We start from the raw sequence: 15,899 nt of genomic DNA, 5'->3' as shown, positions 1-15,899 counted from the left end.
CTACGGGCCGACGAGCGGCACAAGTGGCCTTCGCCTGCCCGAAATCGGAAATTCCCGCCGGGGTACGAAGGTCTACGACGGTCCGGATCATCAACTCGGCGGGTGTCACATGCGCGGGTCCGGCGGTGTCTTCATGTCGAACAGCCCGACAGCCCGGCAGCTGAACTGCCCGGCAGGCAGACGTCCGAGGAGGACACCATGGCGCCACGCATTCCGAAGGCGGAGCTCGACCCCGAGCTGAAGGAGAACCTGACCAAGCAGCTCGGTGCCGTGCCCGAGCCCGTCGAGGTGGTGTTCAACAACCCCGACGTCGCCCTGGCCAACATGGATTTCTCGGCCAGGGTTGCCGCCTGGAACGCGGCCGACGCGAGCCTCAAGTCGTTCGCGCACATGGCCGTCTCGGCACAGGTCGGCTGCAGCTGGTGCCTCGACATCGGCTACTTCCAGGCGCAGAACCAGCACCTGGACCTGGCCAAGGCGAGCCAGGTGCCGCGCTGGCGGGAGTCGGACGTGTTCACCCCGCTGGAGCGGGACGTGATGGAGTACGCCGAGGCCATGACGAACACGCCGACGACCGTCACCGACGAGCTGTCCGCGAGCCTGCTCGACCGGCTCGGCCCGGCGGCGCTGGTCGAGCTGACCGTGTTCATCGCCTTCGCCAACTTCGCGACCAGGAGCAACACGGCGCACGGGATCACGTCGCAGGGTTACTCCGACGCGTGCGAGATTCCCCTGGCCGCGCGGCCCGCCCACCCCCGCGCGGCGTCCGGCGCATGACCGAGGACCCGTTCGTCACCCATCGCAGCCTGCTGTTCACGGTCGCCTACGAGATGCTCGGGTCGGCGGCCGACGCGGAGGACGTGCTGCAGGAGTCCTGGCTGCGGTGGGCCGGCGTCGATCGGGCGCAGGTGCGTGACCCGCGGGGCTACCTGGTCCGGACGGTCACCCGGCAGGCGCTCAACCGGCTGCGGGCCCTGTCGCGCAGCCGCGAGGACTACGTGGGCCAGTGGCTGCCGGAACCGCTGCTGACCAGCCCAGATGTCGCCGAGGACGTCGAACTGGCGGAGAGCGTCTCGATCGCGGTGCTGACCGTGCTCGAAACGCTCGCCCCGACCGAGCGGGCGGTCTTCGTACTGCGCGAGGTCTTCGACCTGCCGTACGGCGAGATCGCCGGGGCCGTCGGGAAGTCGGCGGCCGCGGTGCGGCAGATCGCCCGCCGGGCCCGCGCGCATGTGGCGGCCCGGCGGCCGCGGGTGCGGGTGAGCCGGTCGGAACAGCAGGCGGTGGTGGAGCGATTCCTGGCCGCGCTGCGCACCGGGCATCTTCAGGAGCTGATGGAGGTCATGGCGCCGGACGTGGTCATGATCGCCGACGGTGGCGGGTTCGTGGCCGCCGCGCTGACCCCGGTCCACGGCGCCGGGCTCGTCGCGCCGCTGCTCGCGCGCGCGAGCCGGGTGGTGGCCGGGTTCGAGGCGACGGACGTGTGGCTCAACGGCGCCCCCGCGGGCCGGCTCGCGTTCGACGGCGAGCCGTCCGCGGTGAGCCTCTCGGTCGAGAACGGGCGGATCACCCGGATCTACGTGGTGCGCAACCCGCGGAAGCTGACGCGGCTGGACGAACCGTCCGAGCTCACCAGGTAGGCCCGCCGCCGCTCACCAGGTGGGCCCGCCGCCCTGGGCCGTCCAGGGCCGGAGCTTCTCGGGGTTCCGGACGGCCCAGATGCGGTGGATCCGGTCGCCCACGACGTCGAGGGCCAGCACCGCCACGGTGACGCCGTCCTGCTGGACGACGACTCCGGGCCGGCCGTTGACCGTACGCTCCAGGAGGCTCATGCCGACCGCCCGGGCGGAGAGGTCGACGAGGTAGCGCGCGACCTGCTCGCCGCCGTCGACGGGGAGCAGCGCGGCCTGGGCGAGGCCGCCGCCGTCCGCGATCGCCGTGACGTCGGGGTCGAGGAGGCCGATGAGCGCGTCGATGTCCTGCGCTTCCCAGGCCCGCTTGAAGTCCCTGACGACGTCGGCGCGCGGGGCCGCGGGAGTCCCGGCAGCCGCGGGAGCCTGCGAGGCACGCATGCGCCGGCGGGCCGACGAGGCCAGCTGGCGGCATGCCGCCGGGCTGCGGCCGACGATCTCGGCCACTTCGGCGAAGGGATAGCGGAAGACGTCGTGCAGGATGAACGCGACGCGCTCGGCCGGGGTCATCGCCTCCAGCACGACGAGGAAGGCCATGTTGACCGACTCGTCGAGGGTGACGCGGTCGGCCGGGTCGACGGCGCCGCCGCCCGGCCGCCCGCTGATCCACTCCGTCCGGTCGGGCAGCGGCTCCGGGATCCACGCGCCCACATAGCGCTCCCGCCGGACCCGTGCCGAGCGCAGCAGGTCCAGGCAGATACGGCCGGCGACCTTCGTCAGCCAGGCGCCCGGGGAGTCGATGGCGTCCCGCTGCTCCGCGGACATGGCGTACCAGCGCACGTACGTCTCCTGCACGACGTCCTCGGCATCGGCCAGCGAGCCGAGGAGCCGGTAGCCGAGATTGATCAGCTGACGCCGCTCGCTGGTGATCGCGCTCAGGCCCGGATCGAGCGGGCCGTCGGCAGGCCCGGACTGTGTGCTCATGTGTCGCCGTCTCCCTCGGTCGTATCTGCACCCACCGGTACGACGGGACAGCCCACCGGACTGTGACGTGGGCGCGCCACCTCACATCCCGGGGAGCCGTGCCGTCGTACCGCTGAGACCGACACATCCACTCCGCTGGGAGAACCCTCATGAACATCGCTCTGTGGATCGCTGCGGCGCTGCTGGCCGTGGGCTCCCTGGCCGGCGGCGCCATGCTGCTGATCCAGTCCAGGCAGCAGCTGGCCACCTCCGGCTGGGCCTGGGTCGAGGACTTCGGTGACGGCACCGTCAAGGTCATCGGCGCCCTCAAGGTCCTGGCCGCGGCGGGCCTGATCCTGCCCGCCGCACTCCACGTCGCGCCGGTCCTGGTACCGCTGGCCGCCGCCGGCTGGGTGCTGCTGATGATCGGCGCGGTGATCACGCACCTGCGCCGCCAGGAGGCCCAGGCCGTCGCGGTGAACGTGGTCCTGCTCGCGCTGGCCGCCTTCGTGGCGTGGGGCCGGTTCGGCCCCCATTCCTTCGCCGGCTGACGCACTTCGACACTTCGGCACTTCGACACGAGAAGAGAAAACTGATGAGCGACCTCCAGTCCCTCGCGGACCGCTTCGAGATCGAGGCCCTGCGCGGCGAGTTCACCGACGCGGGGATGATGCGCGACTACGACCGGTTCGCCGCCCTGTTCACCGAGGACGGCGCCTGGCGGATACCCGGCGTCGCCGAGTTCACCGGCCGGGCGGACATCCGCGCCGGGATCGAGCGGCTGCAGGGTTTCTGGGACTACTTCGTGCAGAACGTGCACCCGGGCACGATCCGGCTCACGGGCGACGCCGCGGAAGGCCGCGCGTACATCTCGGAGTTCGGGCGCATGCGCGACGGCACCTCGCACGCGAACCACTCCCTCTACCACGACCGCTACCGGCGCACCCCGGACGGCTGGCGGTTCACGGAGCGCGTCTACGAGGTCAGGTACGCCGACAACTCCCCGCTGACGGGCTCGGCGCCCGGCCCTGCGGCCACGTGACGCACCCCATGGCCACCCGGCCGGCGTCGCCGGGGGCGAAAATCGGCCAACTCTGAGCGGTCGACGCTTGTCGACGTGCCGCCCGTGCACACACGAAGTGCACAGAAACGCCACTCATGGGTGGACTCGGTGCCCGGCCTGCGGGCCGCCGGGCGGCAGGAAGATTCCGGCCACCGCCCGTCCACCCGCAAGGAACCCCTGTACGACCCTGTTCGCACCTGCGTATGGTGGCGCCGCGCATGACGGGTACCTGACCAGTCCACCGTCGCGCACATCGCACAGCGACCGGGGGAACGCCGTCGCTCACGGGGAGGGGTTGCATCGCCATGCCGTCGCATCGGGCGCCCGCACACATCGACTCAGCCGCTGCCGTGTCCTCCTGAGTCCCGCTCAGGACCACGCAGCGCATCTGCGCTCCCTGCTCTTCGGCCGCCCTCACGGCCCACGCCCCCCTCTTGGACGAAGAAAGGGATGCTCCTTGCACCCCAGACCATGGTTCCGCCTGCCCGGATCACGAAGACTCGGGAGAGCAGGAACACTCACCTCCGCCGTCACCTCGGTAGCAGCGCTGGCCGTTGTGGCCGGTCTCGCGGTCCAGCCCGGCTCGATGAAGCCGAACATCGAGCCGGTGGGCGACTCCGACCCCTGGTACGAGGACACGGCCGCCGAGCAACTGCGGCAGGACCAGTGCCTGATGGCCGACGTACTGCGCCTCGGCGGCCCGTCGATGGCCGCGACCGCGCAGGACGGCCTCAACCAGCCGCCGGACAAGCTGCACGTCCTGGCCGACCGGAAGAACTGGGAGCAGACTCCCCTCGCCGTCGCCTACAAGAGCGACCGCGACGCCGCAGGCAAGCAGTTGGACGACCTCGCCGCCGCCCGGGACGGTTGGCAGAAGCCCCTGTCGGGCCTGAACACCCCGGTCGGCTTCACGGACACGGACTTCCACTGGCCGCCCGGGTCGCCGGGCGACGGCAAACAGACCTTCTACGAGCAGACGGGTCTGTCCACCTGGGTCGCCGACCGGTTCTGGAAGAACGACGACGACTTCTACAAGGACTCCACCCCCAAGGCCGACGCCAAGACCGTCAAGGCCGTCGACGATCTCGGCAACCCGCTGTACGCACAGCACCCGGACCCGCAACAGCCCGACTGGAACCGGGCGCTCGACGAGCACAACGCCTTCGAGTGGATGCACGACTTCAGCAACGCCAACATGGGCGCCGACGACGCCCGTATCTTCCTGTCCTCGGGTGGCTTCCCGCGCACCGCCCCGCAGCCGGGCACGCCGGAGTACCGCATCGCGGTCGAGGACCTGAAGACCCGCTTCGCCTCGTGTGCGTGGCGTGACCCGCTCGACCCGGACCGGGCTCTCGACGACGTCACGGCGACCGCGGCCGGCGAATGGCAGCAGGAGATCTCCTCGCAGGCCACGCAGCGCAACCAGATCGTCACCGCGAACAAGGACGCCGCCGACGCCCTGGCCAAGGGTGCGAAGGCCCTCTCCGACATGCTGGGGCAGTCCTGGGTCGCCGACCACATCACCCGCTGGCAGGACTACTGGTCCGCCGGCGGCATCGGCTACATCGGTGACGCTCCGCTGGTCATCCAGGTGCCGGGCGCTACCGGCAAGTGCCTCGACGTCCAGGGCGCCGGCAAGACCAACGGCACCCCGGTCCAGATCTACACCTGCAACGGCGGCAATGGCCAGAAGTGGCAGATGTGGGGCTCCTACGACGGCGGCTACACCCTGCGCAACATCAACTCGGGCAAGTGTCTGGAGGTGCTGAACGGCAACAACGCCGACGGCACGAAGATCCAGATCCGGGACTGTGGCAACGCCAAGGCCCAGCAGTGGAAGTTCGACGTCCGCTCGGCGGGCGAGCTGCGCAACGCGGCCACCGGCAAGTGCCTGCACCTGCCGACGTTCGACAACAGCAAAGACGCCGTGCTGTCGACCTGCAACGGCTCCGCCGCGCAGAAGTTCCGCCTCGTCCCCGAGGGGCACACCGGCGACGACAGCCCGAACTACCCGGACAAGGCCCAGTTCACCAAGGCCAAGTCCGGTCTCACGGCCGCCCAGAGCGCCGCGAAGAGCCAGCTGACCGTACTCAAGGCGCAGCTGGCGGCCGCGCAGAAGGCCGCGACCACGTCGGACACCGCGCTCCAGGCCGCCTATGGCATCGCCGACGCGGCCGGTGCGCCGCGGGGTCGTGGTCTGCTGGTCGGTCTGCAGAAGGACCAGGTCACCAAGGGTGCGGCTGCCGCACTTCAGGCCCTGGAGAAGGCCGGTGAGACCGCCGAGGCCGCGACCCGTGCCGCGGCCGGGGACAGCGCGACGATCGCGCAGCGCGCCCTCGCCCAGGCCGCCCAGTCGAAGGCGGAGTTCCGCAAGAAGGCTGCCGAGGCAGCGGAGTTGCAGGCCAAGGCCGCCGCGGACGCGGCGAAGGTGCACCGGGACAACGCCAAGAAGGACAAGGAGACCGCGGAGGCCAAGCTCGCCGTCGCGGTGAAGGCCGAGGGTGACGCGAAGGCGGCCGCCGCCGACGCGCACGCCAAGCGGCTCGCGGCGGAGGCCGAGGAGAAGACGGCCAAGGCGGAGAAGGAAAACGCCGCCGCCAGCCGGGCCGAGGCCGCCGAGCACCGCAAGAACGCCGAGTCCGAGGCGACGAAGGCGAAGGACGCCAAGGACAAGGCCGAAGCCTCCGAGAAGACCGCCGAGGACCGGCGCGACGACGCCGTAGCGGCCAAGGACCACGCCAAGGACATGCGCGACGACGCGTGGGACGCCGAGCAGAAGGCCGACGCCGCACGCGCCAAGGCCGACGCCAAGGACGCCTACGCCGACTCCCTGGACTCCGGCGACGCCGCCGACGCCGCTCGCGCTGCCGCCAACGACGCCGACAAGCACGCCGACGACGCCGAAGCCGCCGCGACCAAGGCCCGCTCCGAGGCCGATGCCGCCACCCAGGCGGCCGCCGACGCGGACGCCGCCGCCACCCGCGCAGAGGCGGCCGCCAAACGCGCCCGCTCCGACGCGGACGCCGCCCAGGCCGACAAGCTCAAGGCCGACGCCGCGGTGAAGACCGCGACCAGCGCCGTCGCCGACGCCATCAAGGCCTCCCAGGACGCCTCCGCCGAGGCCAAGACCGCGGTCAAGCTCGCCGACGAAGCGGAACAGCACGCCAAGGACGCCAAGACCCAGGCCGACGCCGCGAACAAGGAAGCCGGCAACGCCCTCGCGGCCGCCGCGAAGGCCGCCGGCTACGCCCACGTCACCGCCCAGGCGGCCGTGGACGCCGGCAAGGCGGCGGAGCAGGTCGCCAACCCGGCCAACGACGCCATCCAGCTGGGCTCCGCTTATGTCGACACCGACTCGGCCGCCGGCCTCGTCGTCCTGACCGGGCAGAACTCCAAGACGATCGCCGAACAGCAGCAGGCCGTCGCCGACGCCCACGCCAAGAACGCGGCGGCCGAGGCCCAGGCCGCCAAGGACATCGCCGACCAGGCCAAGGGCGACGCGAAGGAGGCCTACCAGCACGCGGCCAACGCCGCCCAGTACGCCGCCGACGCCCGCACCTACTCCAAGGACGCTCTCGGCTACGCCGCCGACGCCGCCAAGGCCGCAGCGGCGGCCTCAGCGTCCCTGGCCCGCACCATCGACTACGACCAGCAGGCAGCGGACGACGCCGCAGCCGCCGACAAGGCCGCCGGCAACGCCGAGGGCTACGCCAAGGACGCCCGCGACAGCGCCGACGCGGCCGAGCTCGACGCCTCCGCCGCCCGCTCCGCCGCCGACCAGGCCGAGCAGGACGCCAAGGACGCCCGCGCGGCGGCCGACCGCGCCGACGCGGCCGCCACCGAGGCCGAACAGGCGGCCAAGGACGCCGACAAGTACGCCAAGGAAGCCCAGGACGCCGCCGACAGGGCGGAAAGGGCGGAGGCCAACAAGGAGGCCTCCAAGGGATCCGGTACGGGCATTCCCGGTGTGTTCGCCGTCCCGGACGAGTCCACCGTCGAGATCGTCAGCTCCAAGCAGCACGGAACGTGCCCCGGGATGCCGGAAGCAGCCATCAAGGGCTGCGACGCCACGTTCGACCTGGTCGTCAACTACGAGGCCGACTTCTACCTGTGCACGGATCAGGATGCGCAGGCCACCGCGGACGGCTGCCCGAAGCCGGCGTGGCAGTTCCTCCAGCGGACGACGCTGAAGAACGTCAAGATCGACAACTGGCAGCACCACTTCTCCGGCAAGGACATCGTCCGCGCCGGATGGCAGAGCCTCTTCGGTGACGTGGCCGGATCGATCCTGTTCTCCTTCTTCGCCGACGACATGATGGACTGCCTCCACGGCAGCGCCAGCGGCTGCGCCTGGGCCTACGCGACCTACGTCCCGGTGGAAGGCGTACTCAGCGAGATCAGCAAGGCAGTCCAGGCGGTGGACGCCTCCATGAGACTGGACATCGGCTTCGTCGACGCCTACAAGGGCTTGCGTGCCGCCGGGCTGTCGGAAGAGGCCGTCGCGGGCATCATGAGCAAGGTTTTTCAGAAGCTGCGCGGACTCTGTCTGAAGGGCAGCCTCCCCGCCGGAGGAAGCGCACTGCTGGCCGGTGGAAAGGCCGATGGCGCGAAGCTCGGCATCACCAGCTCGGCCGCCAGAAGCGGGCCCGGGTGCGGAAGCCTGTGGATTTCGGGCGACAGACTTCCGCATCACTACATGTCGCTGAACGACGAGGGAGTCATGCATGCTGCCGACTTCGGCCTCAAGGGCCCTTACAACAAGGTGAATGCGCAGGCATTCATCGTCACGATCGAGCAGTTCGTGAAGAACCCGGGAACACGGCAGATCAAGGGCACGTACAGGGGTCAGGAAGCCATCCACTTCGTGGACGACACAGGACTGCACGTCTCATTCGCCACAGACGGCCCGAACGTCGGGGAGTATCTCGGAGGGTGGCGATCCACCGGGGATCAGCTCACCTACCTGCTGCGCGATGGGAAGCTCTAGGGATAGAGCGTCGGGACGAAAGCACGATCCGAAGAGAGATATCCGTGAAGATTGAGTTGACAGACGACCAGGCGCTTGTCCTGTCCGACTGGATGAGTCGCGTCATGCATCGGGCAGAATTCTCGGCGATTGTCGATGACCGCGCCGTCTGGTCTGCCCTGTTGAAGATCAACGGGACACTGGAAACACAATTGTCATCGATCTTCGATTCCTCCTACTCTGACCAGTTGGCAGCGGCTCGCCGGCGGCTGATCAGCGAGCTCGGGGAATTCGGCGAACAGTGATGTGACACATGTGCCGTCATGCCCGGGTCTCCGGCATGACGGCGCCGCCGGCAGGCAACTGGCCGGCTTGAGCGCGATTCTCGCACCCGGGGTCGCGCACAAGCCGGTCAGCGTAGTTGCGGAGAACCCTCTGTACGGCACTCCGGTGACCGGGCTCGTCCCCCCGCTGGAGCGGGTGGTCACCGACCGGATGCCCGCTCCCGCCCACACGTGACGCACCCCACCCCGCACCCCCGTTCAAACTCCGTTAACAATGGACTGTGATCTCACCGGTCTCCTCGATGCCCCGGAGCGCCCACCGGCCCAAGCCGGAGGCGACTCCCTACGTCGACCTCACCCGTACCGAGTGGAGCGCGCTGCGCGACAAGACTCCGCTGCCGCTCACCGCCGAAGAGGTCGAGAAGGTCCGCGGCCTCGGCGACGTCATCGACCTCGACGAGGTGCGGGACATCTACCTCCCGCTCTCCCGCCTCCTCAACCTCTACGTCGGCGCCACGGACGGGCTCAGAAGCGCCCTGAACACGTTCCTGGGCGAGGGGGGCTCGCAGTCGGGCACGCCCTTCGTCATAGGGATCGCCGGATCCGTGGCGTGCGGCAAGTCGACCGTGGCCCGTCTGCTCCAGGCCCTCCTGTCCCGCTGGCCCGAGCACCCGCGGGTGGAGCGGGTCACGACCGACGGCTTCCTGCTGCCGACCCAGGAGCTCCAGGCCCGCGGACTGATGTCGCGCAAGGGATTCCCCGAGTCGTACGACCGCCGGGCGCTGACCCGGTTCGTCGCCGACATCAAGGCGGGCAAGGACGAGGTCACCGCCCCCGTCTACTCCCACCTCATCTACGACATCGTCCCGGGCGAGAAGCTCGTCGTACGCCGGCCCGACATCCTGATCGTCGAGGGCCTGAACGTCCTGCAGCCCGCGCTGCCCGGCAAGGACGGCCGCACCCGCGTCGGTCTCGCCGACTACTTCGACTTCAGCGTGTACGTCGACGCGAGCGCCGACGACGTCGAGAGCTGGTACCTCAACCGCTTCAAGAAGCTGCGCCAGACGGCCTTCCAGGACCCGTCCTCGTACTTCCGCAAGTGGACCCAGGTCTCCGAGGAGGAGGCCCTCGACTACGCGCGCACCCAGTGGCGCACGATCAACAAGCCCAACCTGGTCGAGAACATCGCCCCCACCCGCGGCCGCGCCACCCTCGTCGTGCGCAAGGGCCCCGACCACAAGGTCCAGCGGCTGCGTCTGCGCAAGCTCTGACCCGACGACACCGCCGGCCCGGAAGCGGTTCCGGGCCGGCGGTGGAAAAGCGGGAAGTGGGCTAGCCGAGGGCCGACTTCACGGCGTCGGCGAGCCGCCCGGCGACCGACCGGGCCTGTTCGATGTCCGCCGCCTCGACCATCACGCGGACCAGCGGCTCCGTGCCCGAGGGACGCAGCAGCACCCGCCCGGTGGAGCCCAGCTCCCGCTCCGCCTCGGCGACGGCGGCGGCCAGGTCGGCGGACGTCTTCACGCGGGACCTGTCCACGTCCGGCACGTTGATGAGGACCTGCGGCAGCCGCTCCATGACCGCGGCCAGCTCACGCAGCGTACGACCGGTCTGCGCCACCCGCGCCGCCAGCAGCAGCCCGGTCAGCGTGCCGTCACCGGTGGTCGCGTGGTCGAGGATGATCACGTGGCCGGACTGCTCACCGCCCAGGGCGTACCCGTGCTCCTTCATCTCTTCCAGCACGTACCGGTCGCCCACGGCGGTCTGCACCAGGTGGATCCCCGCCCGCTCCATCGCCAGCTTGAAGCCCAGGTTGGACATCACGGTCGCGACCACGGTGTCGGAGCGCAGCTCGGAGCGCTCCTGCAGCGCCAGCGCGAGCACGGCCAGGATCTGGTCGCCGTCCACCTCCTCGCCGGTGTGGTCCACGGCCAGGCAGCGGTCGGCGTCGCCGTCGTGCGCGACACCGAAGTCCGCGCCGTGCTCGTGCACCGCGGCCTTCAGCTTGTCCAGGTGGGTGGAGCCGCAGCCGTCGTTGATGTTGAGCCCGTCCGGCTCGGCACCGATCGTGACGATCTGGGCGCCGGCCCGCGAGAACACCTCCGGCGAGACCCCCGCTGCCGCGCCGTGCGCCTCGTCCAGGACGATCTTCAGGCCGTCGAGACGGTTCGGCAGCGCCGCCAGCAGATGGCCGACGTACTGCTCGAAGCCCTCGTCGTACGACCGCACACGGCCGACCCCGGCACCGGTGGGCCGCTCCCAGGGCTCGCCGTGCCGGTGGGACTCGTACACGGCCTCGATCTTGTCCTCGAGCTCGTCGGCGAGTTTGTGGCCGCCGCGGGCGAAGAACTTGATGCCGTTGTCCGGCATGGCGTTGTGGCTGGCGGAGAGCATCACGCCCAGGTCCGCGCCGAGCGCGCCGGTCAGGAACGCCACCGCCGGCGTCGGCAGGACGCCCACGGTCAGCACGTCCACGCCGGCGCTGGCCAGGCCCGCGACCACGGCGGCCTGCAGGAACTCCCCGGACGCACGCGGGTCCCGCCCGACCACCGCCGTCGGCCGGTGGCCCTCGAAGGTGCCCGCCTCGGCCAGCACGTGCGCCGCCGCCACGGACAGGCCGAGCGCCATCTCGGCCGTCAGGTCCGCGTTGGCGACACCACGCACGCCGTCCGTACCGAAGAGTCGTCCCACGTGTCCTCCAAGGGAAGCTTCATTGCTGCCGGGAATGATGGCAGACGGCTGAACATCCGATCACACCAGCCTTTGAGCGTCTTGTGTCGTTATACGCCCTTGGCCGGGATAAACGAACGCCCCGACGGCACATGTGGCGTGCCGCCGGGGCGTTCGGAGTACGAGCAGGCAGCTGCTGGTTAGCGCTTGCTGTACTGCGGGGCCTTGCGGGCCTTCTTCAGACCGGCCTTCTTGCGCTCGACCGCACGGTCGTCGCGGCGGAGGAAGCCGGCCTTCTTGAGCGGGCCGCGGTTGTTGTCGACGTCGGCCTCGTTCAGCGCACGGGCGACACCGAGACGGAGCGCACCGGCCTGACCGGAGACACCGCCACCCGCGATGCGGGCGATGACGTCGTAGCGACCCTCGAGCTCGAGCACCTTGAAGGGCTCGTTGACTTCCTGCTGGTGCACCTTGTTGGGGAAGTAGTCCTCAAGGGTGCGACCGTTGATCTTCCACTTGCCGGTGCCCGGGACGATCCGGACACGGGCGATGGCGTTCTTGCGACGGCCCAGGCCGGCGGCCGGCTGGGGCTCACCGAAACGGGAGGCCAGGGACTCCGAGGTGTACTCGCCCTCGACGGGGACCTCGGACTCGGTGGTGTAGCTCTCGATGTCGATCTCTTCGATCGGCTGCTCGGCAGTGGTCTCGGCCACGATTCTCCTCAGATTCTCTTCAGTCTTAGGGGGTGGCCGGACTTACTGCGCGACCTGGGTGATCTCGAACGGCACCGGCTGCTGCGCAGCGTGCGGGTGCACGTCACCCTTGTAGACCTTCAGCTTCGAGAGCATCTGACGGCCCAGCGTGTTCTTGGGGAGCATGCCCTTGACGGCCTTCTCGATGGCCTTCTCGGGGTTCTTGTCGAGCAGCTCGTCGTAACGGACGGAGCGCAGACCACCCGGGTAGCCGGAGTGGCGGTACGCCATCTTCTGGGTCCGCTTGTTGCCGGACAGGTGCACCTTGTCGGCGTTGATGACGATGACGAAGTCACCGGTGTCGACGTGGGGCGCGTAGATCGGCTTGTGCTTGCCCCGCAGGATGGAGGCGGCGGTGCTGGCGAGACGGCCCAGGACAACGTCCTGAGCGTCGATGACGTGCCACTGGCGCGTCACATCGCCGGGCTTGGGGCTGTACGTACGCACGGTTCGTAGCCTTCGCTTCGAGTGAATGGTCCTGAACAGGTCACCGAAACGATCACGACAGCCTCGACCGCACCACGGTGACGCAAACCGCGTGCTGATCGCTGGTCATCGGCCCGGTGGACCGGTGTAAGGGCCCGTCCCGTGAGAATGAGCAAGCCAATACACAACGAAGAGGCAGAATACCTGGGCGCCCCCGGCAGGGTCAAAACGAGGCTCTTCCCCCTCATGTCGACGGACAAACAAGGCATGCCGCCCGAGGCACTCCAGCACCCCTCGCCCCCCGTCTAAGATGCGCCCCATGAGTTACGGGCAGGGGGGACCCCAGTCTCAGTGGGATCCCTGGAAACCTAATTCCCAGCAGCCGTGGAGCAGCGGGAGCGACGACGGCACTCCGGACTGGGCCTCGCTGGCCGAGGCCTCGGAGACACGGAACAAGCGTCGCAGGCTGCTGTTCATCGGCGGCGGCGCGCTCGCCACGATCGGGATCGGCACCGCCGTCGCGATGGCCGTCGTGTCCGCGAACGGCGACAACAAGGCCTCGGGCAATCCCACCAGCCTGCCCGCCAGCGCCTCCTTGCCCAGCGGCACGGCCACGGCGCCGTCCTTCGAACCGACCAGCGCCCCGCCACCGCTGGACCCGAGGGACTTCATATCCAGCGCCAAGAAGGACACCGCGCCGCTGAGCCCCGAGACGCTGTTCCCGGGCACCCAGCTGACCATGGGCAGCACGGTGTACAAGAAGGGCGCCACGGCGGACACGAAGAACTGTGCCTCCGCCGCCGACGCGACCCTGCCCAAGATCCTCACCGCGAACGGCTGCACCCGCGTGATCCGGGCCACCTACACCAAGGACGGCATCGCGGTCACCGTCGGCGTCGCCGTCTTCGACACCGCGGCCCAGACGGCGAAGGCCAAGTCCCAGACCGACGACAAGAGCATCGTGCGCTCACTGTCCGGCAAGGGCGTCAAGTCCTTCTGCGACGGCGCGATCTGCTTCTCGACCCGCAACGCCGTCGGCCGCTACGGCTACTTCACGATCACCGGCTTCACGAACGGCAAGAACGTCACCAAGAAGGACACCAAGGCCTTCTCGGTCAGCGACGACCTGCAGGAGTTCACCTTCCGCCAGATCTGGCGCCGCGGCGAGGCCCAGGCCTCGGCCGCAGCGAACCGGTAGGTCTCAGCAGCACCCCGCCGACGGGAGCGAGCGCTTGTTCCGGGCCTCTTTGTTCCGGGCGGCCAGCAGCTCGTCGGCGGGGTAACCGACCTCCTCCAGGGTCAGCCCGTGCGGTCGTACGACGTGCACGGCCGAGTCGCGCACCCCCGCGGCCAGCACCTTCCCGGGCCACTCGGGGCCCCGGTGGCCGTCGCCGACGAACAGCAGCGCGCCGATCAGCGAGCGCACCATGTTGTGGCAGAACGCGTCGGCCCGCACCGTCGCGGTGATGATCCCGTCCGCACCCCGCTCCAGGCTCAGCTCCTGGAGCGTACGGATGGTGGTCGCGCCCTCCCGCTTCTTGCAGTACGCGGCGAAGTCGTGCTCGCCGAGCAGCACCCGCGCGGCCTCGTTCATGGCATCGACGTCGAGCGGCCAGTCGTGCCACAGGACGTGGTTGCGCAGCAGCGGGTCGACGCCCCCGGGGTTGTCCGTCACGCGGTACGCATAGCGCCGCCAGACGGCCGAGAAACGGGCGTTGAAGCCACTGGGCGCCTCCCTGAGGGCCCACACCCGCACGTCCTTGGAAAGACGCCCGGCGAGCCGCTTGAGCAGCTTCTCGTGGTGCTCGCGCCAGACCCCCTCGGGCAGGTCCACGTGTGCCACCTGACCCCGCGCGTGCACCCCTGCGTCGGTGCGCCCCGCGACGGTCAGCTCGTACGTCTCCCGCGACCGCGTCACGGTGCGCAGCGCGTCCTCGATCTCGCCCTGCACGGTCCGCCGGCCACCCGCCTGCTTGGCCCACCCGGAGAAATCGGTGCCGTCGTAGGACAGGTCGAGGCGGACACGGACGTACCCGGGCTGTACTTCGTCACTCACTCGGGAATCCTCTCAGGACAGGTCCCTTTCAAAAAACGCGGAAGCGGGCCCGCCCCGAAGGGCGGACCCGCTTCCAGCGTCAGGCAGAGCCTCAGGCGTCCTTGGACTCCTCGGCCGGAGCCTCGGTCTCCTCGACCTGGGTCTCCTGGGCCTTGGTCTCCTCGGCCTCCTTGACCGCACGCTTGGTGGCGGCCTCGGCCTCACCGGTCGCCTGCTGGGCGACCGTCAGCGCCTCGACCAGCTCGATGACAGCCATGGGCGCGTTGTCGCCACGGCGGTTACCGATCTTGGTGATGCGGGTGTAGCCACCGGGCCGGTTCTCGTAGCGCGGGCCGATCTCGGTGAAGAGCGTGTGGACGATGCTCTTGTCCGTGATGACCTGGAGCACCTGGCGGCGGTTGTGAAGGTCGCCCTTCTTCGCCTTGGTGACCAGACGCTCGGCGTACGGGCGCAGGCGGCGGGCCTTCGCCTCGGTGGTGGTGATGCGGCCGTGCTCGAAGAGGCTCTTCGCCAGGTTCGCGAGGAGCAGCTTCTCGTGCGCGGCGCTGCCGCCCAGACGGGCACCCTTGGTGGGCTTCGGCATTGTTCTTCTCCTGTGTGTCTGCCCCGGCCGTACCAGGTACCGAGGTCAGTATCTGAGCAGACGGTTGTCTGTCAGAGATCCGGGGCCCTTCCGGGCCCCGGAGGTGGAACACGCTCAGTACCGGATCAGTACTGCTCGGTCTCCACGAAACCCGCGTCCGCGTCGTCGTCGGCGCCGAAGGCGTCGGCAGCGGCCGTGGGGTCGAATCCGGGCGGGCTGTCCTTGAGGGCCAGGCCCATGCCGGCCAGCTTCGCCTTGACCTCGTCGATGGACTTCGCACCGAAGTTGCGGATGTCCAGCAGGTCCGCCTCGGAGCGGGCGACGAGCTCACCCACGGAGTGGATGCCCTCGCGCTTGAGGCAGTTGTACGAGCGGACCGTGAGCTCGAGCTCCTCGATCGGGAGCGCGAGGTCGGCGGCCAGGGCGGCGTCCGTCGGGGACGGGCCCATGTCGATGCCCTCGGCGTCGATGTTCAGCTCGCGGGCGAGACCGAACAGCTCGACCA

At 69.8% G+C, this 15,899-nt stretch carries 16 protein-coding genes; 9 read left to right on the top strand and 7 right to left on the bottom strand.

Features of this window, described 5'->3' with window-relative positions; genetic code table 11:
* The first annotated feature begins 198 nt into the window (after positions 1-198).
* Positions 199-777, top strand: a complete 579-nt coding sequence (locus AC07DS_RS05555; protein WP_479142938.1) for a carboxymuconolactone decarboxylase family protein — start codon at positions 199-201, stop codon at positions 775-777.
* A complete protein-coding gene (locus AC07DS_RS05550) occupies positions 774-1,640 on the top strand; it encodes an RNA polymerase sigma-70 factor (RefSeq protein ID WP_479142936.1) in 867 nt (288 codons plus the stop codon). The genes AC07DS_RS05555 and AC07DS_RS05550 overlap by 4 nt, the downstream gene beginning before the upstream one ends.
* A gap of 12 nt (positions 1,641-1,652) precedes the next feature.
* Here the strand turns inward: AC07DS_RS05550 and sigJ are convergent, their stop codons facing one another.
* Positions 1,653-2,615 (bottom strand): RNA polymerase sigma factor SigJ, encoded by a 963-nt coding sequence (gene sigJ, locus AC07DS_RS05545; RefSeq protein WP_479142935.1) that lies wholly within the window; start codon positions 2,613-2,615, stop codon positions 1,653-1,655.
* A gap of 149 nt (positions 2,616-2,764) precedes the next feature.
* Between sigJ and AC07DS_RS05540 the strand changes: the two genes are divergently transcribed.
* The 6 genes from AC07DS_RS05540 (at position 2,765) to coaA (ending at position 10,178) form a co-directional block, all read left to right on the top strand.
* A complete protein-coding gene (locus tag AC07DS_RS05540) occupies positions 2,765-3,145 on the top strand; it encodes a DoxX family protein (RefSeq protein WP_479142933.1) in 381 nt (126 codons plus the stop codon).
* Between the two features lie 44 nt (positions 3,146-3,189).
* The gene (locus AC07DS_RS05535) at positions 3,190-3,636 is read left to right on the top strand and encodes a nuclear transport factor 2 family protein (protein WP_479142931.1); all 447 of its coding nucleotides are present in this window, start codon (positions 3,190-3,192) and stop codon (positions 3,634-3,636) included.
* 478 nt (positions 3,637-4,114) lie between these two features.
* Positions 4,115-8,644, top strand: coding sequence for an RICIN domain-containing protein (locus tag AC07DS_RS05530; protein WP_479142929.1), 4,530 nt, complete (start codon positions 4,115-4,117; stop codon positions 8,642-8,644).
* A 44-nt stretch (positions 8,645-8,688) separates the two neighbouring features.
* Positions 8,689-8,928, top strand: a complete 240-nt coding sequence (locus AC07DS_RS05525; RefSeq protein WP_479142927.1) for a hypothetical protein — start codon at positions 8,689-8,691, stop codon at positions 8,926-8,928.
* Between the two features lie 67 nt (positions 8,929-8,995).
* The gene (locus AC07DS_RS05520; RefSeq protein ID WP_479142926.1) at positions 8,996-9,142 is read left to right on the top strand and encodes a hypothetical protein; all 147 of its coding nucleotides are present in this window, start codon (positions 8,996-8,998) and stop codon (positions 9,140-9,142) included.
* Positions 9,143-9,209: 67 nt separating this feature from the next.
* Positions 9,210-10,178, top strand: a complete 969-nt coding sequence (coaA, locus tag AC07DS_RS05515) for a type I pantothenate kinase (RefSeq protein WP_479143545.1) — start codon at positions 9,210-9,212, stop codon at positions 10,176-10,178.
* 61 nt (positions 10,179-10,239) lie between these two features.
* Here coaA and glmM read toward each other — a convergent pair whose 3' ends face one another.
* The 3 genes from glmM to rplM all read right to left on the bottom strand — a co-directional run bounded on the left by glmM (position 10,240) and on the right by rplM (position 12,776).
* A complete protein-coding gene (glmM, locus tag AC07DS_RS05510) occupies positions 10,240-11,598 on the bottom strand; it encodes a phosphoglucosamine mutase (protein WP_479142925.1) in 1,359 nt (452 codons plus the stop codon).
* A gap of 179 nt (positions 11,599-11,777) precedes the next feature.
* The gene (gene rpsI, locus AC07DS_RS05505; protein WP_145879486.1) at positions 11,778-12,290 is read right to left on the bottom strand and encodes a 30S ribosomal protein S9; all 513 of its coding nucleotides are present in this window, start codon (positions 12,288-12,290) and stop codon (positions 11,778-11,780) included.
* Between the two features lie 42 nt (positions 12,291-12,332).
* Positions 12,333-12,776 (bottom strand): 50S ribosomal protein L13, encoded by a 444-nt coding sequence (gene rplM / locus AC07DS_RS05500; protein WP_479142923.1) that lies wholly within the window; start codon positions 12,774-12,776, stop codon positions 12,333-12,335.
* A 298-nt stretch (positions 12,777-13,074) separates the two neighbouring features.
* Here rplM and AC07DS_RS05495 point away from each other — a divergent pair, with 298 nt between their 5' ends.
* Complete coding sequence (locus AC07DS_RS05495) at positions 13,075-13,953, top strand: hypothetical protein (RefSeq protein ID WP_479142921.1); 879 nt, start codon at positions 13,075-13,077, stop codon at positions 13,951-13,953.
* A gap of 3 nt (positions 13,954-13,956) precedes the next feature.
* On the opposite strand, the gene truA is transcribed toward AC07DS_RS05495, so the two are convergent.
* From truA to AC07DS_RS05480, 3 genes are all read right to left on the bottom strand, one after another.
* Positions 13,957-14,811: a tRNA pseudouridine(38-40) synthase TruA gene (truA, locus tag AC07DS_RS05490; RefSeq protein ID WP_479142920.1), complete on the bottom strand. Its 855-nt coding sequence runs from the start codon at positions 14,809-14,811 to the stop codon at positions 13,957-13,959.
* A gap of 91 nt (positions 14,812-14,902) precedes the next feature.
* The gene (gene rplQ / locus AC07DS_RS05485) at positions 14,903-15,394 is read right to left on the bottom strand and encodes a 50S ribosomal protein L17 (RefSeq protein WP_479142918.1); all 492 of its coding nucleotides are present in this window, start codon (positions 15,392-15,394) and stop codon (positions 14,903-14,905) included.
* 125 nt (positions 15,395-15,519) lie between these two features.
* On the bottom strand, positions 15,520-15,899 hold a 380-nt coding region (locus AC07DS_RS05480), incomplete at its 5' end, for a DNA-directed RNA polymerase subunit alpha C-terminal domain-containing protein (protein WP_308435782.1).

The organism is Streptomyces sp. NPDC044064 (assembly GCF_056434245.1).
This window is presented reverse-complemented; position numbering and strand designations above follow the sequence as displayed.